Origin of the sequence: Gleimia hominis (genome assembly GCF_032085515.1) — a bacterium.
GTDB lineage: Bacteria > Actinomycetota > Actinomycetes > Actinomycetales > Actinomycetaceae > Gleimia > Gleimia hominis.
The window spans coordinates 1016019-1038812 of the sequence record NZ_JASXSX010000001.1 but is presented as its reverse complement, the minus strand read 5'-3'; the positions used below and the strand labels follow the sequence as shown (position 1 = coordinate 1038812).

General features: G+C 56.2%; 15 protein-coding genes. 8 read left to right on the top strand and 7 right to left on the bottom strand.

Annotation, left to right across the window (positions count from 1 at the left end; translation table 11 throughout):
• The first annotated feature begins 10 nt into the window (after positions 1 to 10).
• Entirely contained in the window at positions 11 to 1018 is a 1008-nt protein-coding gene (add, locus tag QS713_RS04340; protein WP_313272719.1) for an adenosine deaminase, read from the top strand.
• 256 nt (positions 1019 to 1274) lie between these two features.
• On the opposite strand, the gene QS713_RS04335 is transcribed toward add, so the two are convergent.
• The 3 genes from QS713_RS04335 to QS713_RS04325 all read right to left on the bottom strand — a co-directional run bounded on the left by QS713_RS04335 (position 1275) and on the right by QS713_RS04325 (position 5358).
• Entirely contained in the window at positions 1275 to 1883 is a 609-nt protein-coding gene (locus QS713_RS04335) for a hypothetical protein (protein WP_313272718.1), read from the bottom strand.
• A 174-nt stretch (positions 1884 to 2057) separates the two neighbouring features.
• Positions 2058 to 4064 carry an OPT family oligopeptide transporter gene (locus tag QS713_RS04330; protein WP_313272716.1) on the bottom strand — a complete coding sequence of 669 codons (2007 nt, stop codon included), beginning with the start codon at positions 4062 to 4064 and terminating at the stop codon, positions 2058 to 2060.
• Positions 4065 to 4365: 301 nt separating this feature from the next.
• Complete coding sequence (locus tag QS713_RS04325) at positions 4366 to 5358, bottom strand: carbohydrate kinase family protein (protein WP_313272714.1); 993 nt, start codon at positions 5356 to 5358, stop codon at positions 4366 to 4368.
• 130 nt (positions 5359 to 5488) lie between these two features.
• Between QS713_RS04325 and QS713_RS04320 the strand changes: the two genes are divergently transcribed.
• The 3 genes from QS713_RS04320 to QS713_RS04310 all read left to right on the top strand — a co-directional run bounded on the left by QS713_RS04320 (position 5489) and on the right by QS713_RS04310 (position 9239).
• Complete coding sequence (locus QS713_RS04320) at positions 5489 to 6124, top strand: HAD family hydrolase (protein WP_313272712.1); 636 nt, start codon at positions 5489 to 5491, stop codon at positions 6122 to 6124.
• Positions 6125 to 6191: 67 nt separating this feature from the next.
• Complete coding sequence (locus QS713_RS04315) at positions 6192 to 7799, top strand: beta-N-acetylhexosaminidase (RefSeq protein ID WP_313272710.1); 1608 nt, start codon at positions 6192 to 6194, stop codon at positions 7797 to 7799.
• A 183-nt stretch (positions 7800 to 7982) separates the two neighbouring features.
• Complete coding sequence (locus QS713_RS04310) at positions 7983 to 9239, top strand: glycoside hydrolase family 125 protein (protein ID WP_313272709.1); 1257 nt, start codon at positions 7983 to 7985, stop codon at positions 9237 to 9239.
• 166 nt (positions 9240 to 9405) lie between these two features.
• Here the strand turns inward: QS713_RS04310 and QS713_RS04305 are convergent, their stop codons facing one another.
• Genes QS713_RS04305 through QS713_RS04290 form a run of 4 tightly spaced genes read right to left on the bottom strand, consistent with a single transcriptional unit; the run spans position 9406 to position 15950 of the window.
• Complete coding sequence (locus QS713_RS04305; protein WP_313272707.1) at positions 9406 to 10422, bottom strand: alkaline phosphatase family protein; 1017 nt, start codon at positions 10420 to 10422, stop codon at positions 9406 to 9408.
• The gene (locus tag QS713_RS04300; protein WP_313272705.1) at positions 10419 to 13790 is read right to left on the bottom strand and encodes an alpha-mannosidase; all 3372 of its coding nucleotides are present in this window, start codon (positions 13788 to 13790) and stop codon (positions 10419 to 10421) included. Before QS713_RS04300 ends, QS713_RS04305 begins: the two co-directional genes overlap by 4 nt.
• The gene (locus QS713_RS04295) at positions 13783 to 15174 is read right to left on the bottom strand and encodes a 6-phospho-beta-glucosidase (protein ID WP_313272703.1); all 1392 of its coding nucleotides are present in this window, start codon (positions 15172 to 15174) and stop codon (positions 13783 to 13785) included. The genes QS713_RS04300 and QS713_RS04295 overlap by 8 nt, the downstream gene beginning before the upstream one ends.
• On the bottom strand, positions 15171 to 15950 hold the full coding sequence (locus QS713_RS04290; RefSeq protein WP_313272701.1) for a DeoR/GlpR family DNA-binding transcription regulator: 780 nt from the start codon (positions 15948 to 15950) through the stop codon (positions 15171 to 15173). The genes QS713_RS04295 and QS713_RS04290 overlap by 4 nt, the downstream gene beginning before the upstream one ends.
• Before the next feature lie 131 nt (positions 15951 to 16081).
• Here QS713_RS04290 and QS713_RS04285 point away from each other — a divergent pair, with 131 nt between their 5' ends.
• The 4 genes from QS713_RS04285 to lacZ all read left to right on the top strand — a co-directional run bounded on the left by QS713_RS04285 (position 16082) and on the right by lacZ (position 22661).
• Positions 16082 to 17389, top strand: a complete 1308-nt coding sequence (locus QS713_RS04285; RefSeq protein WP_313272699.1) for an ABC transporter substrate-binding protein — start codon at positions 16082 to 16084, stop codon at positions 17387 to 17389.
• A gap of 155 nt (positions 17390 to 17544) precedes the next feature.
• Entirely contained in the window at positions 17545 to 18369 is an 825-nt protein-coding gene (locus QS713_RS04280) for a carbohydrate ABC transporter permease (RefSeq protein WP_313272698.1), read from the top strand.
• On the top strand, positions 18369 to 19277 hold the full coding sequence (locus QS713_RS04275) for a carbohydrate ABC transporter permease (protein ID WP_313272696.1): 909 nt from the start codon (positions 18369 to 18371) through the stop codon (positions 19275 to 19277). Before QS713_RS04280 ends, QS713_RS04275 begins: the two co-directional genes overlap by 1 nt.
• Positions 19278 to 19361: 84 nt before the next feature.
• Entirely contained in the window at positions 19362 to 22661 is a 3300-nt protein-coding gene (gene lacZ / locus QS713_RS04270; RefSeq protein WP_313272694.1) for a beta-galactosidase, LacZ type, read from the top strand.
• Positions 22662 to 22794 lie beyond the last annotated feature (133 nt).

Below are 22794 nucleotides of genomic sequence, written 5' to 3'. Positions count from 1 at the left end.
GGCATGTGTTATGGCGTTGAAAGAATTTATTGCGGGGCTTCCGAAGGTTGAGCTGCATCTTCATATTGAGGGCACGCTGGAGCCAGATTTGAAGTTTAAGCTTGCTAAGCGAAACGGGATTGAACTGAAGCACAAGACGGAGCAGGAGGTGCGGGATTCGTATTCTTTCACGGACCTCCCATCGTTCTTGGAGGCCTATTACGAAGGCATGAATGTGCTGCAGACCAGTGAGGATTTTTACGAGCTGGCGATTGAGTACTTCCGTCGGGCTGCGAAGCAGAATGTGCGTTATGTTGAGGTGTTTTTTGACCCTCAAGCACACACTGCGCGGGGCGTGTCGTTTCACGATGTGATCAGTGGGCTTCGGCGCGCACAGTTGGAGGCCGACCAGAACCTGGGGGTGTCGTCGCAGCTAATCATGTGTTTCCTACGTGATTTCCAAGCTGAGTTCGCGATGGCTACGCTGCTGGAATCCCTCCCGTACAAAGAATGGATCGTGGGTGTGGGCTTGGATTCGGATGAAAACGGGAACCCACCGGAGAAGTTCACGCAAGTGTTCGAACGAGCCCGCGCAGAAGGATACCTGTTGACCATGCACTGTGACGTGGACATTCCCGGGTCGATTGAGCATATTCGCCAGGTGCTAGAAGACATTCGGGTGGACCGCATTGACCACGGCACTAACATTGTGGAGAACCCGGAGCTCGTGCAGTACGTGGTGAAGCACCGGATTGGTTTGACGTCGTGCCCGATTTCGAACACGTGGGTGTCTGACACGTCGAAGGTAGAACTGCTGGTTGAGCTAGATAAGCAAGGTGTGCTCATAACAGTGAACTCTGACGACCCCGCGTACTTCGGTGGTTACATCGGGGAGTGTTTTGAACGCGTCGCTGAAGATAGTGATGAGGTTGACGAGGCGATGCTCACCCGGCTAGCGAAGAACGCGATTGAGGTTTCTTGGGCGCCGCAGGGGATTAAGAATCGGCTCCGGGAAGAAATCGATAAGTATGTGAAATGATTTCTGCCGCGTGTTTCAGCCCCGTGTAAAAACACGGGGCTGAAACACAGGGGACCCAAGATCGCTAGCCAGTATTATTTATGGGCTGAGTAACGTACAGCGGCGGGGATAATACAAAGAAAGAGTACCCATACCACCGTCGAAACTAGTTGGTGGCCGGGGAACAACCACGCGCCCATGTAAACCACCCCAGCAGTTGATAATCCAGCAAAAAGTCCATAAAGCGCAATAACTATAATTGTAACCCCACGATTCTTCATCGGCAGGCCACGCTATTCGTTACAGTACCTACCCAGAGTGTGGGGCGAGATGCAGGGCAATGACCGTACTTATTAACGTAAACTGTCGCGGCACCGCCTACGAAGGCAATTACACCAGCTGAAAGGACACTGCCTACAACCGTTTCCGACAATGCAGCCGCTGTTGCCGCCGCCATCGCCGTTACTGCTGCAGCGCCACCAGTTGCAATTGCTTCCTGATCAGTTTGGTTGAAGGTAAGTGCAGGTTCCCATCCCCACATTGCGCCCCAGATTCTATCTTTATGCTTGGGAATACAGGTGATGAACCTCATGAATACCTTGTTGCTACTAGGGTCAACTACTCCGTATACCTTCGAGGTTTCGGATGGGGATTCTTCAGAGGAAATGAGTTTAAGCTTGCCTTGTTCCAACAACTCATTTAACCCTTGAACAAATTCCTCCGACGTTACCTTGTGTTGAGGCTGAGGCACGGTTCGCATTTTTATCGCTTTCGTAGGCGAAGAATGAATCGATAGTTCAGACGCACGCGCTGTGCCTGTACTTAAGCTGAGAATCACAGCAAGTACGCACGAAATTGCTGCGGAAATAATAGATGTAAACTTCATTGTTGTAATCCTTCCAAATATACGCCGGGTCACTGGTGATAGTTGACTAGGTGGAAATGCTGACACCTCCCCTCTTGGCCTTTCTGAATATTGTAAGAATACACTTCACACCAGCATGTTTCAGCCCCGTGTAAAAACACGGGGCTGAATCCTTACTCAATTTGGGGGCTGACTTTATTTCTCAGCTGCAACCTCTTTGGAGGATTTCACCGAGACGTGCTGCACCCACCGGTAGAGCGCATACATGCCACCAATGAACAAGACAACACCCGCTAAGTCAGAGACTGCACCGAACCCATCCGCGGAGATAGCTAACGCTTGGTCGTCCCCAGCTGCACCGATGATAGCGGCGTTCAGAACTCCGAACAAAGACTCTCCGACGATCAGGCCGGTAGCTAGCAGCACCCCGAACCGTTTCGTCACTCCCGGGCGTTTAGTGGTGTTCGCCCACTTGTCGTAGAAATACCCAACGAACGCGCCGATGGGAATCATGATTGTAACCGCAGACGGCAGGTACATTCCCATTCCCACCGCCAGTGGAGGCAGCGAGCAGCGCGTGTTCCGGCTCAGAACCTCATCAATAATAATGACTACTACCCCAACGGCGGCACCAATACCGATCAAACCCCAATCTAGAGAACCACCGAACACGCCTTTAGCAAGGGAAGAAATCAAGGAAGCCTGCGGGGCGGCAAGTTGGCCGGGTTTGGTACCGAAACCGAACGAAGACGCCATCAGATCGAGAACCGGGGGAATCACCAGAGAACCGAACCCAACGCCGATCATCAACGCGACCTGCTGTTTCCAAGGAGTTGCGCCAACCAGCTGCCCCGTCTTGAGGTCCTGCAGGTTGTCGTTAGAAATAGTTGCTACACCGAATACGACGGCCGCGGTGAATAGTGTGTAAGCAACCAGAGCAGACACTTCATCGCCCGACGCCGCACCATGCAGTGCTTTCACTAGAAGGGCGGCAATAATTACCACGAGGATGCCAACCCCGGAAATTGGTGAGTTCGATGCCCCAATCAGACCCGCCATGTACCCGCACACTGCGGCTACGAACAAGCCGATTAGAAGTACGAACACGACCGAGAGGATAACAAGTTTGAACGCGTCGTTCGTCAGGTGGGTTTCGCGCACGAACATGAAAATCAGTGCGCCCACTGGAATAAGTAGCGCAAGGATTGACACACCTACCACGGTGATTGGAATGTCTTGCTCTTCCCGGCCCACCACTTTACCGTCGTGCCGTGCGCGCGAGGAGGCGAGGGATTCGCTGATGCCAGAAAACACTGGGCCCATTACCTTAATGAGGGTCCACACAGCTGCTACCGCCATGACGCCTGCACCGATAAAACGCACGTCGGAGCTGAACACGTCGCTGGCAACCTGAGCTATGTCCGCGCCAGCACCAACTTGACCTGAAGTGTAGTAAGGCAAAAATACGAAGTAGCCGATTCCAACACCTACCAGCATGGCAACTGCAACGGCAACGCCAACTAGGTGCCCAATGCCCATCAGCGCCATTGACAGGGACACACCCACGAGGGTGCCCCCGCTGCCGATGCGCAGCGCACCAGAAAGCTCACCGGCCGCCACTTTCATTGCGGACAACAGTTGCATCAGCGCGGACGCACCTGCGCCAGCACCAATAATCTTTAAGCCATGCCGGTTGTCTGCCCCCGCTTGGTGCGTGTCACCAACCTTGAGGACCTCTGCAGCCGCTACCCCCTCAGGGTAAGGCAAGTCTGAATGCGTAACGAGGGCGCGTCGAAGCGGAATGGAATATAGGACCCCAAGGAAGCCACCGACGGCGCACACCGCAACGGTTGTCCAGTAGGGGAATCCTTGCCACCAGCCGATCAGTACGAGGCCGGGGAGGACGAAAATGATTGCAGAGAGGGTGCCTGCAGCGGAAGCAATGGTTTGAACAATATTGTTCTCTTGGATCGTGTGATCCTTCCAAGCCCTAAGGACGGCCATGGAAATAACTGCGGCAGGAATAGACGTAGCGAACGTCAAACCAACTTTGAGCCCTAAATAAACGTTCGCGGCCGTGAAGATCAGTGTGATCACACCGCCGATCACGATTCCTCTGAACGTTAATTCTTTAATTGGCGCATTTGCGGCCTGGGTGGGGGCACCGGGTTGGTCAGCCCCCTTAGGGCTTGCTTTACTCATATTTAATCTTTCTACACTGTCGGATAATTGCCGAAGGGCACCTTCCCCTGTAGAAGGTGCCCTTCAATACTAGTGTCAACAATTGTTGTGGTCACATTTCCCCTGCAGATTTGTCCACTTCGTGGTTATGTCACAATCGAGAGAAAGCACACATTCCATTAAACGTGAACCTTAAAGTGAAACGCACCACTATCGAGCAAAACATGAACATATGTGACCGAACGAGATTACTTTCTGAGTGATCCCACGCAGATGGGCCTATCCGCTAGATAGACCGCAGTATTGAGTATGCGATTGTTCTTCACAGGAGCTTCGCAATTAGTTCCTTTACCTGAAGATCGGAGTATTTATTAGCAGTTTTGCGTAGCTCGTTAATGTCCGGTGGGTTCGCCGCCCCCTGGGGGTGTTTTAGAATTTCGCTCACGAGGTACGCGCACCCCAACAGTTTTTGCTGCAACGGAACGTCGAACTGGTCGAAATAACTAAAAGCAGCAAGCGTAGAATCACCCGCCCCCGTAAAGTTCGCTACCTTCACGGGAAAAGCGGGCACCCGCGCATACTCGCCGGTGCGACTATCAAATGCGAGCATCCCCTCAGCGCCCAGTGTCACCACTATTACCGGCACATAACGAGTGAGTTTCCGCGCGGTCTCCTCCGGATCGGTTACCGCCCCATATTTTTGCGCTTCCAGCTCGTTAAGCATCCACACGTCCGTGTTTGGTAACGCCGGTAAGTCCTGCGGATCCCAGCGTTGCGATGAGTCATAACCGCACGAACCATAAACCCGCAGCCCACGCTGCGCACCCCCACTCTCCCGTTGCTGCGCTAGCCACGCGGGTACTTGCGTCTGCATGTCGATAATCGCGTGGTCAATCGCGTGCTCACCCGCAGCTTGTGCGGTGATGGGGGCAAAACCAATTGGGTGTACGGGTGGTTCCTCCACTGTTACCATCGCCCGGTCCTGTGCCACAGACAGGGCCACAGTAGTGGGAATCGACCAGCCTTTAGCTGGTTCACACAAACTACAGTCAACGTTTTCTGCCTGCATGTCGGCAAGCAGTTTTGCGCCTACCTCATCATCTCCAACAGGCGCGCACAGAAACGTCCGGCGACGCAGACGCGCAGACACGCGCGCCATCGTGGCGATCCCACCCCAGCTGTAACCAATCGCATTCGCATAGATCTCCTCGCCCTCAACGGGCAGACGGTTCAAACCGGTTAGCGTAATGTCACGAAACACTGTGCCCAGTACTAAAACGGAAGCACCCTCACGCACGTCATTTTCACTAAACACGCATTTTGCACTATCCACGCTCTTAACATTTTGGGCCTGCTGATTCGTAGATTCTGTTTTGTTAGTTCGCTGAGTTGGTCCACGTCCCATACCTCTGATCATAATCGTTCAATACGGTAAAATTTATTCAATGAAGGAGATACCTGCACACGTCAGCGCTGTTTTATTCGACATGGACAACACCCTCACGGACTCAGAAATCGCGTGGGACAAAGCGGCTCAATCCCTCTGGGCAGAGGCCGGCAAGAAATTGGAGCGAGAAATCCCGCTGGGCGGCACGGTCGAAGACGTCGTCACCGTTTACCGCAGCGACTTCCCCACCGCGGATCCACAAACAACGGCGCAGCGCATGCTCGAGCTACTGCGCGCGAACCTAACGGAAGTGATTCCTACCCCCGGAGCCGACGCGCTAGTTCGGCGGCTAACAGTTCCGCGCGCAATCTCGTCTAACTCACCGGGTCAGATAGTGCGCGAAGTAACCACAGCTGTAGGCTGGACGGACCTATTCACCACCATGCTCGGAGCCGATGAAGTCGACAGTCCTAAACCCGCCCCCGACCTGTATCTTGAGGCCGCCCGCCGATGCGGCGCAGCGCTTGAAAACTGTGTTGTGTTTGAGGATTCCGCGATGGGCGCGCAGGCTGCGCGCGCGGCGGGAGCAGGGTACCTCGTGACTATTGGACCCGACGCACGCGAACTCGGTGACAAGAATGTTGCCAGCCTTCAAGATCCCGCTATCACCCAGTGGAATCCGCAACTCAAATAATCAGCCGCAACGCAACTGCAATGCTTTACGCCCGTATTCTTAGTTTGCCGATGACGAAAGGAAGAACATGCTCCTGATCCCAACTCCAAAGGAAGTTCACTGGCAGAGCGGTCAGCTTACCCTCCCCGACCCGGTTGTCATTACCGGTGACGTGAAAGCGGTACGCACGCTAAAGCGCCATTTACAGCAGGCCGGGGGGCTCACGGTGCAAGATGGCCCAGATGGCACCATTAGTTTTGAATGGGACGAAACTCTTGCCGGGGAACAGTACCGACTGGTAGTGAACGAGCACCAAGCGCAACTGTTCTTCGGTACGGAGCAGGGAGCAGCGCGGGCAGTGCAAACCCTGCTGCAGCTCATGCCCGTGCAGATCTACGGGCCGGGGCCCATGCAGGAAGTCACCGTGGCTTGCGTGGAGATTGAAGATGAACCCCAGTACGCTTGGCGCGGCGCACACAGCGACGTGGCCCGCCACTTTCTACCGTTTGAAGGTCTCCTCAAGTACCTCGATGTAATGGCGATGCACAAACTGAACGTGCTGCACCTGCACTTGACGGACGACCAGGGGTGGCGCATCCCCATCCCGAAATATCCGGAACTAACGCGCACGGGTGCGTGGCGACCCGGCACGGTGCGCGGACACCAACCGCCCCCGGATGAAAACGATTGTGACGACTACGCAGCTCACGACGGGGTTCCCCACGGTGGGTACTACACGACAGAACAGTTAATACGTCTGAATGAGCACGCGGATGAGCTTGGAATCACGATTATGCCCGAGATTGATATGCCCGGGCACATGGAATCCGCGATCGCTGCGTACCCGTACCTTGGGTGCGACCACGTTAAACACCCGCGCACGTGTTTCGGTATTTCTGGGCACGTTCTGAAGCTAAACGAAACCACCGTGCAGTTCTGCAAAGACGTGCTGGACCACGTGATGACTGTGTTTCCCAACTCCCCTATTCATATTGGGGGTGACGAATGCCCAGGTGACGAGTGGCTGACTGACCCCTCATCGCAAGAAACGATGCGTAAAGCCGGAGCGCAGAATACGCATGAGGCACAGGCGTGGTTTGAAGAACAGATCACCGCCCACCTGATTGAACATGGCCGCCAAGTAGTTGCTTGGGATGAGGTGCTTGAAGGCGGGGCTCCTAAAGAGGTGACCGTAATGGTGTGGCGCGACAAGAAAGCCATTACCGAGGCTGTTAACGCTGGTCACGACGTTATTGCCGCAATCGCGGAATACACGTATCTGGATAACAGTCAGTACGAGAGCGCGAATGAGCCCCTTTCGATTGGTGGTCCGGTGACGTTTGAGAAGGTTGCGAAATATCATGAGGCGATTGTGCCTCAAGGTGAAACCGGTGGCACTGAACCCGTCGAAACTGAAACTGCTGAAACTGAGGCCGCTGGCACTGAAACCACTACAGCTGAAAACAAGGCTGCACGCGGGCGGGTGCTCGGCGGACAGTTCCAAGTGTGGGCCGAGTACATCCGCACGTGGCCGCGCGCAGAGTACTCCGCGTGGCCGCGCGGGTGCTCAGTTGCGCAGCAGTTGTGGACTGGTGGCAGTGAACACGTGGAGTCAGTGGATCAACTAATGCCGCATCTAGCTCGGTTGACGGCAGCGGAGATTAATTGGTGCCGCCCACCCGCGCAAGCCAAGTAAACCCGCGCAAGCCAAGTAAACCCACGCAAGCCAACTAAATATGCGTGTGGGCTGGCCGAATAATTACTGCACGCGGCATTACCCCGCGCGGCAGGAAAACTGCTTGCAGCACAACTGACGGTTGCTGGGCTGGTGGAGCCGCGTGGTGCGAATAAATCGTTTTAGAGGAATAGGAGTACGCAGTTGCAGAAGATAACGAACCCGGCGCCACCGGAACTGGTTGAGGCGCTAAACCAAGCTGCGCAAAAGATTACCCGCGCGTGTGGGCAGGTTGCGGGGCAGTGGTTCACGCGCCTGATGTTGAATACGTGGCAGACCACGATGTCCCCTTCTGACGGGGGTGTATTTGTTATCACAGGCGATATTCCTGCGATGTGGCTGCGCGATTCTTCAGCTCAACTACTGCCGTTCTTACGGTTCACTTCCCTCCCCGTCGTGGCCCGCACTGTCAGCGCGGTGATCCGCCAGCAGTGGCAGTTCATCAATATTGATCCGTACGCGAACGCGTTCAACGCCACCGCGTCGGGCGCTCATTTCGCTGCGGACGACCTGGACCTCAGCCCGCAGGTGTGGGAACGTAAGTACGAGATTGATTCGCTCGCGTTCCCCGTCCGCCTGGCACACCGGTTCTGGCAGCTAAACGGCCCCGCGCATTTAACGCCGCAAGTTCACCAGGCTGCTGCGAAAATAGTTGCGTTGTGGCGAACCGAACAGGATCACGAGGAACGCTCCCCCTACCGGCATGTGCGGCCCAGTGAACCCGTGGACACGTTGGCGCGCGAGGGCCGCGGCGCTCCCGTTGCGGTAACGGGCATGACGTGGAGTGGATTCCGCCCCTCAGACGACGCGTGCACCTACGGGTACAACATTCCCGCCCAACTCATGGCGGTTTCCGCGTGTCGCATGATCGCCGAGTTCTGCGAGGTTTGGGACGACCCTGCGTTGCAAGAATCCGCCCTCCAGCTCGCCCGCGAGATTGAAACGGGCGTGCAAGAACACGGGATTATTGACGGAGTTTATGCCTACGAGGTCGATGGTCTGGGCAACGCGTTAATGGCCGACGATGCGAACATGCCGTCTTTGCTGTCCCTGCCGCTAGTGTCTGATATTCCCAGTAGTGATCCGATTTATTGCGCGACCCGCGAGCGCGTACTGAGCCCCGCGAACCCGTATTATTACACGGGTCCGTATGCCTGTGGGGTGGGTAGCCCCCACACTCCCAAGGGGTACATTTGGCATATTGCACTTGCCTGTGAGGGACTGACGGGCTCTGTGGATGACGCGGCTCAGTGCTTAGAAACCATCCTCACGACCGACGGGGGTACCGGGTGGACGCACGAGAGTTTTGACCCGAGTGACCCGAACGTGTTTACCCGCGAATGGTTCAGCTGGTCTAACTCCATGGCGTGCGAACTGATGCTGCACCTCGCGCACAACTAGAGCCGCGGCTCCTGGTTTAGATGCGCGAGGTGCCATCACCAGTTATTTAGTTCCTAGTCACTATTCGGATGGGTGGCCGACGCCAGCCGCGTAAGCCCACCATTCGTATAGGTGGCGCGGGCTGCGTTAGTTCACCATTCGTATAGGTGGCGCGGGCTGCGTTAGTTCACCATTCGAAGTCGAGGTTCCGGGTGGGGCCCACGGTTTCAATATCCTGTAGCTCGCCTACCCCGGGGGCGTCATAACTACCGTTTTTAACGCCCATCGCGTCAAGGAGCAACCACATGACCTCATGGGAATGAAGAACCTCTTTATCGCGAATAACTTGCGGAAGCTTACCGCCAATCATGTGGGTGATGAGGAAGCTGCGGCGCACCTCCACTTCATCTTCACCGTGCCCACCTTCTGGTTTATGCCCGTGGTCCGTGGTGACTGCCACCAGCCATTCTTCGCCCAACTGCTCGTAGCGTTCCGCAACGGCTTTAATGAGGTACCGCACCCACTCATCCACCTGAGAGATGGCGTCGCGGTACTGTTCAGACTCCGCGCCGTGCGCATGCCCCGCCGCGTCCACCCCCTCCAGATAGACCACGGCCGCGTCTGGACCCTCATGTAATAAATGCCAAGTGGCCCACTGGATAACGGACGCGTCCGCAGCTGGCACGCCGTTTGAAACGTCCGGGTGGAACACTTTGTGCTGGCCTGTTCGCTGCTGGTCCACGCGCTGGTGAACCATGGGTCCAGGCCCAGATCCGACGGTGAACGCATCCCACGTGCACGCCGCCAGGGTGCGGGCTTTCGGGTTGGCGAAGAAAACGCGCGAAAGAATATCAGGGGTTTTCGCTAGCTCGTGGCCAACGAACTCATTCCACCACACGTTGCATTCCTCGTGCGTTGCCCCGGTGATGATCGTGGACCAGCCGGGCCCGGAATCCGTGGGTGGAGTCATCCACATGGGAATCACTTTCCCTTCGGAATGCTCATCGCCCCGACCGAGCCGATTCAGGGTGCGCGCCAGGTTTTTAGGCCGCTCTTGCGGTGGGAGCGTGTGGTCTTTGCCGCCACTGGAAAAACGCGGGTCCGCAGGGTGGTCTGGGGTTTTGAAAAGCGGGTTTTCTTCCATAAAGTCCGGCAGCGCGTAGTCTGCACGCACGCCATCAAGACAGATTAAAAGCAGTTTCATTGGGTCACCATCCTTAGGGTCAAGATTTGGAAGGGTCGTAGTTTGAGGGTGAGCGGCTGCCCGGCCCGCAGTTCGGTTGGAAGTTGCTGTGTGGATGCGAACTCACTGTCAGCTGCCAGTGGATCTTCGCACAGGTCTACTTCCCGCAGGTTTGCGGCTGGTACCCCCAGGGTCAGGGCGACTTCGCTGCGCGTCCCCGCGTTTTCGTGCAGGCGGACAATCAGGTCGCCAGATGCGTCGTCCGCGCGTTTAACCGAGTCAATCACGGCGTGCGCATGCGTTGAGGCGGCGTTGAGTGACACCAGCGACGTTGCGTTTACTTTCGCGGTACGGGTTCGGATCGGCTGGTTTAAGCCGATCCCCAGTTCAGTTGCCTTGCGCACGTCAGAGCCCACTTGCAGGCGGTAACGCAGGCTTTGTTGCCCCTCGTCCACATGCGGGTCCGGCGCTTGAGCCGAGCGCAACGCGGTAAGCCCCACGCACACCCCAGCCCGCCGAGCACCGGCCGCGGTTAGGTGGCGGACGTCGTGGCCGTACGTAGAGTCGTTGGCAAGCGCCACTGCGTACCCGGGTTCATCCAGAAGCATCCAGCGCTGCCCACTGGTTTCGAACCGCGCGAAGTCCCACGGCGTGTTCGTCTGCATTGGGCGGCTGATCCATCCGAATGGGATCTCGTCTTTCACGTCGGTGGCGGCGATATCTAGTGGGAATAGTACTTTCAGCACTTTCGCCCGCTCGTGCCAGTCGACGTCCAACGCGAAATCAACGTGAGTGGCATCCGCATCCAAACTGATTGTCTGCACAAACGTGGAATCGCCGTGCCGGCGGGTAACCGTGATGCTTGCACGCAAAGGTTCCGCATGTGTTTCGATTGATTCCACTGCGGTGACGTCTTCGTGGCTGGCACGGTAGTGGTGCTGCAGTTCCCACGCGTCAAAACAACTTGGATTGTCCGGGTGCAGGCGCAGCAGGTTCGCTACTGCCCCGTCGACCAGCACGTCCCGACCCGCCACCAAGTCACGCAGCCCCGTGATCAGCCCGTCCGCACTTATGGTCACGCGGACCTTGCCGTTGTCGAGCACGTACCCGGATTCCACTTTGGAGTCTGCATGCTTAACCGCATCCACTTGCGTAACTAGTTGGGTTTGTTTACCTACTTTTGAAGCGGCCGGCTCAGCCGGCCGGGCTTGTTTAGCCAATTCCGAGTCTGCCCGCTCGCGTTTACCGCGCGTGGCAGCGTGTTCTAGCGTCACGGTGTTTTCTGGTTCGCGCACCGCTTCTTCTAGCGGGGTCGCGCTCATGCTTGGCACGTCCACCAGCGCTAGTTCACCCGCCATCTCGATCACTTCTGTGCGATCAATGGGCGCGGCGTTAAGCACAGTGAGCGCTTCATGCTCCCCCGCCTGCGCCTGCGCGGCGTGGTCCAGTTGCCGTATTAGTTGGCCGCGCATGCCCTCAATATCATCTGCTAGCTGCGCGTATTCCGCCTGCGCGTCCTGATTTACCCACGCGATTCCCGTTCCCGGCAAAATGTCGTGGAACTGTAGCAGCAGCATTCGTTCCCATAGCCCCGTCAATTCCGCATGAGGGTACTTGGTTTCCACTTGCGAGTGCTTGTTTTCCACCTGAGGGTACTTGTCTCCCTCATGCGAAGACAAGCGTGAATCTTCAGTGTTCCCCAGCTGGCTCGCCGCGGTGGCTAACCATTCGAGCTCAAACATGGCGGCTTCAACCCGCCGGTTCCCCTGCTTCAACCGGTGCGCAGAAGTGTATACGCCGCGGTGGAACTCCAAGTACATTTCTCCCGACCACACGGGTGCATCCGGATAGTCCGCGCGGGCGCGGTCAAAGAACTCTTCCACCCCACCGGATCTCACTGCGGGCGCACCCTCACAGTTCGACAGCCGGCGCACCCGCTCAACCATCTCCCGGGTGGGGCCGCCTCCACCATCTCCGTACCCGTACGGCAGGAGTGAATAAGGGGTGAGGCCTTTTTCCTTAAAGTTCTTTTCTGCGAACCGCACTTCTTTAGGGCTAACGATTGAGTCGTAGCAGTCCACGGGTGGGAAGTGCGTAAAAATACGCGTGCCGTCAATGCCTTCCCACCAGAACGTGTGGTGCGGCATCGTGTTGGTCTGATTCCAGTTCAGCTTCTGGGTGAAGAAGTACTGCATGCCCGCAAGCTTGGCAATCTGAGGCAACGCACCGTTATACCCAAACGAATCCGGAAGCCACAAGCAGCGTGGCCGCACCCCCAGGTGGTCCTGGAACCACTTCAACCCCACTGTCAGTTGCCGCACCAGGGCTTCCCCGCTGGGCAGGTTGGCGTCGGGTTCAACCCACATGCCACCAACCACTTCCCACTGCCCGCGCGCAATCATGTCTTTGACACGCGCGTATACCTCGGGGCTGTCTTGTCGCAGCCATTCGTAGTGCTGCGCGGAGGTGCAGGCAAAACGCATGTCCGGATACTGCTGTGCCAGCGCCGTCACATTCGAGTAGGTGCGCACCACTTTGCGCCGGGTTTCCCTAATCGGCCACAACCACGCCGAGTCGATATGCGCATGCCCCACCGCAGTCATCTGCTGCGCCGAACCACCAACCCCAGAATCAATTACCGGCGCCAACACCTGCCGCGCTTCACTCGCCGTTCGTTCCAGGGGCCCGGCTTCGAGCGTGTTCGCCGCCCGCTCCAGTTGCCGCAAAATCACCGCCCGCCGCGTGGAATCCACTGGTAGTTGCCGCATGAGGTCATTCAGCACCTCCATGTCGAGCTGCAAACCCCACACGTCCTGGTCGCGCACAATAACTTCCGCGCCCTTAAAAACCCACAGGTTCTCCTCCGTGCGGGTCCGTAAATCCCCCTGCGCGGACGGGTGGTTCATGAACCCACCCATGTTCGGGTTGCATCCGGCCTCAACGAACACGTGGAACCGGCCTTCCCCGTCTAATATCTGCGTGTCAGGTTGGCTGGCGAAGTGGCCGTGGTTTAGCGCCACCTCGTTGTTCATCGGGTTAATCGCTTTCAAAGGCGTGCCTTGCCGGGTGTAGACCATGCCTTCGGACTGGTTGCCCGGCCAGTCACCCTCAAACCCTAAATCGATTTTCAACTCCAGGTCCGCGTGCGCATACTCGGCAGGTACCTGACCGCGAATCTCAAGCCACCAGGTGCTCCACGCCGGCCCCCACGGCGTGCCCGCCGCAAACGGTTCGTAAGTTTGCACGGTGGCGGTGCGGAAATCAACCGGTTCCCCCGGTGCCCGCCACGCGCCCGAGGTAGCGGTGGTCACTGTCCGGGTGGATGCGCGTTCTAGCCGTTCCACAAGGTCGGATATGCGCTCTTCCACCAGGTTGCGATCATCAAACATCGTGTTTTCCTAACGGTTGCAAGGCTTCAAAGTGGTCTACTAAATCGTCTAGCAGCTGCGTGGCTACGTTAAAGGAATCCACCAGAGGGTGGTGTGCGAGCGCCAAGATCGCGTCGGCACGCGAGTGGTCCAGCGCCGCCAGAATCGTTTCTCGCTCCACGTACTTCGCGTTCACCACCAGGCCGCGTGCGTGGTCTGGTAGGTGAGCGGTTTCGGGCAGGTGGATTCCGCGCCCATCCACCCGGCAGGGGATTTCCACAACCGCGGAATCATCCAGTTCTTTAATGACTCCTTGGTTCGCAACGTTTAATATCAGTTCCGCCGGCACGTCGTTCGCGATCGCGTGCATGATGGCGAGCGCAATCTTGTCGTACCCCCCGCTTTCCAAATCTTGCGTGTCGCGTTCAAAGTTACCGGTCGCCTCCCGGTTCGTCGCCATGTAGGTTTGTTCGCGCTCCAGCCGCGTGCGTTCCCACAGGTTAAACACACCCGTTTCGGTTGATTCGGCTTGCGTGTAGAACCGGTTTTGTTGTTCTTCTAGGTACCGGCCGCGCGTGTGGTCCGATTTTTGATCGGTCTGGAGGTTCTCGCGCGGGTAATAGTAGTAGTGCAGGTACTCGTTGGGTACACTCCCCAGGCTTTGCACTAGGTTTGCGCCAAATAGGCGGCCTTCTTCGAAGGATTCAATGAGGTCTGGGCGTTGCAGTAAAACAGGGATTACGTCTTGCCCATCTACCAGGAGTTTTGTGATCCACCCGAGGTGGTTAAGCCCTGCGTATTCCACGTGCACGCGTTTGTTGCCAGGCACGTTTGTAGGTAGGTCCTGCGGAAGGAGTTGGGCGCGCTGCAGGGCGGTGAGGATCCGGCGGGCCAGCCCCACCGGGGAGTCGCAGATTCCGACGATACGGCCGGGGATGTAGCGCTGCATCACTTCGGACATGATGCCCGCGGGGTTCGTGAAGTTGATGACCCATGCGTTCGGAGCGTGTTTCTTAACCTGTAAAGCGATTGCCACCACCTCAGGAATCCCCCGAAGCGCGTACGAAATCCCGCCTGCCCCAACGGTTTCTTGGCCGATAACGCCGTGTTTAAGGGAAATGACTTCGTCCAGCGCCCGTCCCTGGGTGCCGCCCACGCGGATTGCAGAGAAGATGAAGTCCGCGCCCGCGATCGCTTCAACCAGGTCCGTCGTGGCCACGATACGCGGATGGTAGTCAGCGGTTTCGTTCAGTTCAGTGAGGACTCGGTAGATGGTTTGGAGTCGAGATTCGTCAATGTCGTACAAACGCAGTTCAGTAACGCGCTCGTCCGAGGTGTCTTTTAAGATCGCTTGATAGACCAGAGGTACGCGGAAGCCCCCGCCGCCTAGAATCGTCAAAATCATACGTTAATAACCTCAATTCTGTTTTTGACGCGCAGTTCTTTAACAGTTGGGGGAAGAACGTCGACGTCGGTGATGATGCCCGCAGTGTCAGAAACTGCGAATGGAATATAAGCTCCTTTCCCTGGAAATTTGCGTGCGTCCGCCAGTACGTAGCTGCGTGCCGACGCGGCGAGGACTGCTTGTTTAATAGTGGTTTGTGAGGACGAGTTGTCGCGCACCCGCCCGCCCAGGTCGATGCCGGAGCAGCCGATGAACGCGATATCGATCGAGCGGCGCTCTAGTACGGACACGACGTCGTTACCGGAAAAGCACATGTAGCGTTCGGACCATTCCCCGCCCACCAGGCAGATGCGGGGGCTGTCTGGGCGCGATTGTTTACGCAGCATCTCAAATGTTGGAAGCGACGCGGTTACTACAACTACGTTGCGGCGCACCAATGATGCAGCCACGTTATAACAAGTGGTGCCCACGTCGATGTACACGGCCGCACCATCGGGCACCAGTTCTGCCGCCGCTGTTCCTATCGATTGTTTAGCTGCGGTTTGCCGTTCCAGCGCTTCCTCAAAAGGGTCGTCGACCTGGTCAATTAATCTAGCCCCACCCCAAGTGCGCCCAACTCGCCCAGATTCCTGCAAGTCAATCAAGTCACGGCGGGCCGTCGAGGGGCTCACCTCTAACTCATCAACTATTTGGGAAACCGACAAACTACCCTTTACCCGCAGTAAATCAACGATTGCTGCCTGGCGCTCCACTTTAAGCATATAAACATAATACATGGACAATCGTTCATTTTCGAGCAATACGTTCAAATGGTTCCATAAATGAGCAAACCGTGTTACTCTCCAAATGACGTGGTAAACATCACGAACACCTTCACTCGAGGTTTCTTTTCATAAAGGAGTTAAGGATGCAGTTAACACGACGATCGTTGTTGAAATCGGGCGTATTGGGGCTAGGCCTATTTGGACTAGTAGGTTTAAACGGTTGTTCAACCGAGGCCTCATCTGGATCTAAAAAAGGCGGCGACGGCGAAACTAAGAAAATGACCCTGTGGACATGGCCAGAGGGTTTTGGTGAGAAGCTGCTGGAGGAAGTTAAGACAAATCTAAAACAGTATGACCTGAGCCAAAATGTTATTGGCGGGGACTTCAAACAGAAACTAACCACAGCGTTCACCGCTGCGTCGGGACTTCCCGATGTCACTGGGGTTAAGGGCCAAGACCTCCCCTTCTTCCTAACCCAAGATAAGTACTTCGAAGACCTAAACGAGCTCGGTGCCAAAGACATCAAAGACCAGTACCTCGAGTGGAAATGGGATGAGGCCACCACGCACGACGGTAAACAAATCGGGATCCCAATCGACATTGGCCCCACCGTCTTGTTCTACCGTAACGACGTGATGGAAGAAGCGGGCCTGCCGTCAGAGCCCGATGAGCTGGCGAAGGCCATCCACGAGTGGGACGCGTTCATTGAACTGGGCAAAGAGCTGAAGAGCAAGCGAGAGAACACGTTCTTGATCCGTAACTGCTCGGGCATGTTCGGTACCATCCGTGCGCAGTCTGGTAAAGACTTCATCGACGAGGATGACAACTACATTGGCGACCAGGAGCACGTACGCCACGCGTGGGACGAGAGCTTGAAGGCCCTCGACGCGGGGATTGTTGCGAAACTGCAGGCAGACACGGCGGACACAGCGGCAGCTGTGAACGATGGCCGGCTCCCCGCAGACTTCGGGGCCTCCTGGCACCTCGCGGACCTGCAGGTGGACGCGCCAGAGACAAAAGGTAAGTGGCGCGTGTGCAAGCACCCGGGCAGCCCCACTAACAACGGTGGTTCGTTCCTCACGATCCCGAAGGGCGTGGACGATCCGAAGGCCTCGTTTGAACTGATTAAGTTCATTTTGAACCCGAAGAACCAGGCTTACGAATACCAAGATAAAGGGAACTTCCCCTCCACCCCCGCCTCATACGAGATGGAGGAAGTGTCGGGCCCGGTTGAGTTCTTGGGCGGCCAGAAAGCAGCGGAAGTGTTCGGCGACGCAGCGAAAGAGGTGAAACCTGTTTTCAAACACGCGCACTCCGACACCGTGTCTGCACCGTTCACGGCGGAACTGGAGAACGTGGAATCTTCCGGTAAAGATCGCGACCAAGCGTGGAAAGATGCGGTTACCGCGTCTAAGCGTATGGCCGAGCAAGTTGGTTTAAAGGTTAGGTAAACGGTATGGCATCGCCTCGATTACGTAAAAAACAGGGCACTACAGCTGAATACGATGAAAGAGCTAAAAAACGGAAGCGAGCCAGATGGATTAAGGCGATACCACAATACATAGCCGTCTCTCCCTACTTCTTCTTTTTCACCGTATTCGGCGCCATGCCCATTCTTTTTACGATGGTGTTGGCGTTTACAGACTGGTCGGGGCTAGGTGAGATTCACTTTGTTGGGTTAACCAACTTCAAGTACCTAGTCTCCGACCCGCTGTTCTACAAGTCATTAGCCAACACGTTGATACTGTGGGTTATGGGCACGGTCCCGACGTTGACGATCGCCACGATTTTGGCGTTGATGCTCAACTCGGTGATCCGGTTTTCCACCACGTATCGGGTTATTTATTTGATTCCCAACATCACCTCGATGGTGGCGATGGGGATTCTTTTCAGTTCAATCTTCTCTAGCCAGTTCGGTTTAGCGAACGCGTTTGTGCGCACCCTAGGCATGTCAAACATCCCCTGGTTGCAAAGCGAGTGGGGCATTAAGATCGCAATTTCTGCACTCACCACGTGGGCGTTCGTGGGTTATAACGCCCTGCTGATTCTGGCGGGGTTGCAGGCGATTGATAAAACGCAGTACGAACAGGCCGCACTCGATGGCGCGAACGGTTGGCAAACCTTCTTCCGCATCACGCTCCCCCAGTTGCGGCCCATCGTCTTGTTCATCACCCTCATGTCTACGATTGGTTCACTGCAAAGCTTCACGGAAGCGCAGGTGCTAACTTCTTCCACGTCTTCGGGCGCTGCATCTGCTGGTGGTGTGGGGAACTCGGGTCTAACGATGGTGCTGTACTTCTTCTCGGTTGCCTTCCAAGAAAACCGGTACGGGTACGGCGCGGCGATCGCATGGGGTGTGTTTGTGATCGTCATGTTCTTCTCGTTTATCAACTGGATTATCACCAAGGAACGTAAGGATAAGGTGCGGTAATGGCTCTTTTGACCCGCAAACCTAAGATATTTAAAATCAAGGCGCGCGACGGGCAGCCCGAACGCGAAATCGCTTTACGCCGCAAACCACCGCGGCCCTCCGTGATTGCCCGGCACGGGTTCTTGATTGTGGGCGCGCTAATCTCTTTGTTCCCCTTCTACTGGATGATAGTGCTGTCCACGCACCCGTCATCGGTGATTTTCAAGTTCCCACCCGTGGTTTTGCCGGGCGAAAAGTTCTTGGAGAACTTCGGGACGGTGATGTCTAGGGTCAACATTTGGGGCGCGATGCTCAACACCACGTTCGTTGCGTTAACCGTGACGTTCCTGGGCTTGTTCATCTCTTCCATCACCGCATTCGCGTTCGCGAAATACCGGTTCCCGGGGCGGAACTTCCTGTTTGGCATCATCATGGCCACGTTCCTGCTGCCCGCTCAGTTGGCTACTATCCCGCAGTTCTTGCTGATCAGTAAGCTCGGGTGGGTGAGCCAGTTGAAGGCCCTGATTTTCCCGGCTCTCGCGGGCGCGTTCGGGATTTTCTGGCTGCGCCAGTACGCCACCAGTGCGATCCCAACTGAGCTTCTGGAAGCGGCGCGGCTGGATGGGTGCGGGTTTTTCCGCCAGTACATTCACGTGTGCCTGCCCACCATTAAACCTGCGTTAGCGTTCTTGGGGATGTTCACGTTCATTGGTTCGTGGAACGACTTTATGTGGCCATTGATTGTGCTCAATGATCCGCATAAGCTCACTTTGCAGGTGGCGTTGAGCCAGTTGAAGTCTGCGCACGGCACGGATTACGGCATGTTGATGGCTTCTTCACTGATCGCGGTTGTCCCCCTGATTTTGGTGTTCATCATTGGTGCCCGCCAGTTCATTTCCGGGATTACCGACGGCGCTTTGAAAGGTTAGCGCCACTTTTCTGGCCAGTTCCCCTCTGACACGCGTCGGTTTCCTCTGGCCGTAGCAAGTTCCCTCTAGTTCGGAAGGACCCTCGTGTTTTCTATTGATAACCTGGCAAACCCGCGTTTCGTTTCTGAAAATAGGATGAGGCCGCATTCTGACCATGCTTTCTACGCTTCCGCGCGGGAGTGTGAGCGCGGTGATTCCAGTTTGGTTCAGTGTCTAGATGGCACTTGGAAGTTCCATTTAGCTAAGAATCCGCATGAGGTTGTGGATGGGTTCGCAGAACCAGCTTTCGACACTTCATTGTGGGATTCGATTCGGGTTCCGGGGCATATTCAAACGCAGGGTTATGATCAGTCGCAGTACACGAATAAGCAGTATCCGTGGGATGGCTTGTTTGATGTGAACCCGCCGCAGGTACCTACCGAGTCGAATCCGACTGCGTGTTACGTGAAGGATTTTGATTTAGATAGCCAGGTGGGGCCCGGTGAGCGGGTGACGATTGTGTTTGAGGGGGCCGAGAGTGCGCTCGCGGTGTGGCTCAACGGCCGGTACGTGGGGTATTCGGAGGATTCGTTTTCACCTTCTGAGTTTGATGTCACCGAGTTAGTTAAGCTGCACAATAACCGCCTGGCGGTGCAGGTTTTTAAGTGGTGTTCGGGTTCGTGGTTGGAGGACCAGGATTTCTTCCGGTTCTCCGGTTTGTTCCGCAGCGTAAACTTGCGCAGGTACCCGCGTACCCACGCTTATGATTTGGCCGTTTCCACGCGGTTGAGTGAGGATTTTGCACGCGCCACCGTAACCCTGGATGTGGAAGTAATTGGTGAGGGCAGCGTGGTTGCCCACCTGGATGGCGTGGGGGAATTCTCTGCGCAGCCTGAGGGTGGGGCCGCCACAAACGAGCGCGCAAGTAGCGGTGAAGCCGCCACAAACGAGCACGCAAGCAGCGGTGAAGCCGCCCCAGACGATCCAGAGAGTAGCACTGCGGCCACGCCTGCGCGTGGTAAGCATCATCGGTTGCGGCTGGTGGTGGAGCGCCCGCGGCTGTGGAGTGCTGAAGATCCTCATCTGTATAAAGGCACGCTTGTGGTGCGTGACCGGGCCGGGGAACCTGTTGAGGTAGTGCCTTTGCGGGTCGGGGTGCGCCGGTTCGGGATTGAAAACGGTTTGTTGAAGATCAACGGTGAGCGCATTGTGTTCCACGGGGTCAACCGGCACGAGTTCTGTTTGGATGGGCGCACGATCACCAGGGAGCAGACGGAGCGGGATTTGGTGACCTTGAAACGGCTGGGGGTGAATGCGATTCGCACGAGCCACTATCCGAATAACTCGTTCTTCTACGAGCTGGCGGATGAATATGGGTTCTATGTGATGGATGAGGTGAACCTGGAAACGCATGGTTTGTTCGACATGTTGGAGTACCGCCGGCTTCCGGTTTCGCATGCGGTTCCGGGGGATTCTGAGGATTGGTCGGCCGCGACTTTGGACCGGGCGGCGAGCATGTTTGAGCGCGATAAGAACCATGCGTGCGTGGTGATGTGGTCGTGCGGCAACGAGTCGTATGGGGGAAAGAATATTTTTGAGGTCGGCCAGTATCTGCGCAGGGTAGATGACCGGCCGGTGCATTACGAGGGTACGTCGATTGATAATCGCTATCCGGATACGAGTGATGTGCATAGCCGCATGTATATGCCCGCTGCGAAGGTCCCGCAGTTTGTTGAGGAGAATGCGGATAAGCCGTTTATTTTGGCCGAGTTTGCGCACTGCATGGGGAACTCTTTTGGTGCGGTGCATCTTTACACTGATTTGATGCAGAGTTTGCCGCGTTTTCAAGGTGGTTTTATTTGGGATTTTGCGGATCAGGCGTTGTTGGCTGTGGATCGGTATGGCAACGAGTACATGGCTTACGGTGGCGATCATGGCGATGCCCCTAATGATGAGGACTTTTGCGGCAATGGTTTGTATTATGCGGATCGGAGCCCGAAACCTCCGGTGCAGGAAGCTAAGTTTGTTTACCAGAAGTTGACGGGATCTGTGGAAGAGGATACGTTCACGGTCTCTAACTTGTATAACTTTACGAATAGTTCACGGTTCATTTGCAAGGTGACGTTGCGCGATGAGGGGACGACGTTGCAGACCGCGGTGGTGGACACGGATGTGTCGCCGGGTGAGACCCGCAGTTATCCCCTTCCGTTTGCGCTACCTGAAGAGACGGTTTCGGGCGAGTGCATTGTGGATGTTTCGTTCTTGTTGAAGGCCGATACTGCGTATGCGAAGGCGGGTTTTGAGGTTGCAAATCTTGAGGCTGTGTTCCCCACTTCACGTTCAGCTGCGCTCGGTGCGTGCGTTGGTGGGCTTACTGACGCGCCTGTGACTACGATTGGCGCCCCTGCTGCCGCGCGTGCGCACACTGTTGGCGGCGGTACAGCCGCGCCTGCCGGTGGTGATGCCGATACAAGTGCGGCCGCACCCGCTGGCTGCGCAGTTGAGGTGCGTGAAGCGCCGCGGGTGATCACGGGGATTCATAATATTGGGGTGTCGGGCCCGAATTTTAGCGCGTTGTTTTCTAGGACTACGCAGGGGATGACGTCGTATAAGTTTGGTGAGACTCCAGGGTCGATGCGGGAGTTGTTGCGTACGTCGCCGAAACCGAATTTTTGGCATGCGCCCACGTCTAATGAGCGGGGTTGGCATTCTTCGTTTGATGATGCGGTGTGGGCGATGGCGTCTGCGTGGCCGCGTTTGGAGGATCAGTCGATGGATCTTCAGGCGCGGGTTGATGGGCAGTTTGTGGTGATTAGTTATGATTACCGGATTCCCACTCCCCCGTTTGAGGCTACGTGCACGGTTTCTTACCGCGTTGGTTTGGATGGAACTGTGCATGTGGTGGAGCGTTTGGACTGTGATAGTTCTTTACCGGATTTGCCGGAGTTTGGGATGTTGTTGACGGTGGATTCGGATTTGGATCAGATCCGTTTTTACGGTGCGGGCCCTGATGAAACCTATTCGGACCGGTGTTTGGGGGCGCGTTTGGGCGTGTGGGAGTCGGATACGCGGTCGGATTTTGCGCATTATTTGCGTCCGCAGGAGTCTGGTAATCACGTGGGTGTGCGTTGGGTAGAAGTGACGTCTGAGGACGGGTTTGGCGTGCGGTTGCAGGCCGATACCCCGATGGAGTTCTCGGCGTTGCCGTGGAACCCGTTCCAGGTGGAGCAGGCTCGGCATCCGAACGAGTTGCCGTACCCGTTGTATACGCATATTCGCCCGGCCTTGGCGCGGCGCGGTGTGGGTGGTGATAACGCGTGGGGTGCGGAAACTCTGCCGCAGTACCGGATCCCAGCTGGCCCAATGGAGTTCGCGTTCTCGTTCAAAGGAATCGACAGACGGTAGCCGTCTTACTACTTGTTGGGCCGTAATAATAGTTGGCCCCTACTAGTTGGAGATGCTGACCTAGTGATATAAACCAGTGGGCTTGCCTGTTAAACTCAGGCAAGCCCATGTTTTTCTAAGCAGATTGCGTTTA